This is a genomic window from Haloferax sp. Atlit-6N, from assembly GCF_003383195.1.
In the GTDB taxonomy this organism is placed as follows: Archaea; Halobacteriota; Halobacteria; order Halobacteriales; family Haloferacaceae; genus Haloferax; species Haloferax gibbonsii.
Genome location: NZ_QEQJ01000149.1, coordinates 1 through 547 on the forward strand (window position 1 = coordinate 1; position 547 = coordinate 547).

Annotated in this window: 1 pseudogene; it reads left to right on the forward strand. The window is 67.5% G+C overall.

Annotation, left to right across the window (positions count from 1 at the left end):
* Window positions 1-452: pseudogene (locus DEQ92_RS23590) on the forward strand (competence/damage-inducible protein A); the annotation flags it as partial.
* Between the last annotated feature and the right edge of the window lie 95 nt (window positions 453-547).

Here is a 547-nt window from a genome sequence, read left to right on the forward strand (position 1 = left end):
CGATCGATCGGATCTACGAGGAGAATCCCGATCTGGAGTTCGAGCTCCGGCCGGAGTGGTACGCCTCGATGCCGTCGGATGCGACGCCGATTCCGAACCCCGATGGGCTCGCACCGGGGTGTGTCGCCGAGAACGTGTACGTCCTGCCCGGGATCCCCGAGGAGATGGAAGCCGGCTTCGCGAACGTCGCCGGGGAGTTCGGCGGCGACGTGGCGACACAGACGCTGTACTCTCCCGAGCCCGAAGGTGCCCTCGCGTCGATTCTGGGCGACGTCGCGGAGCGCTTCGGGATCCGCGTCGGGAGCTACCCGAACCGGGAAGCGGGCGAGACCCGAATCAAGCTCACCGGCGACGACGAAGCAGTGCTCTCGACAGCCGTCGCGTGGCTCAGAGCGCATTCGCGCGTCGAACTCAGCGTGGCCGACGGAGACGGTACTGAAGCCAACGAGTGAGCGTGGTGCAGTGGACGCGTCGCGTGCGGCGCAGAGTTAGCGTGGGTTCGGGAGGTTCGTGGTGTCTCGCGGTGAGAGCGACGCGAGCGACCCGC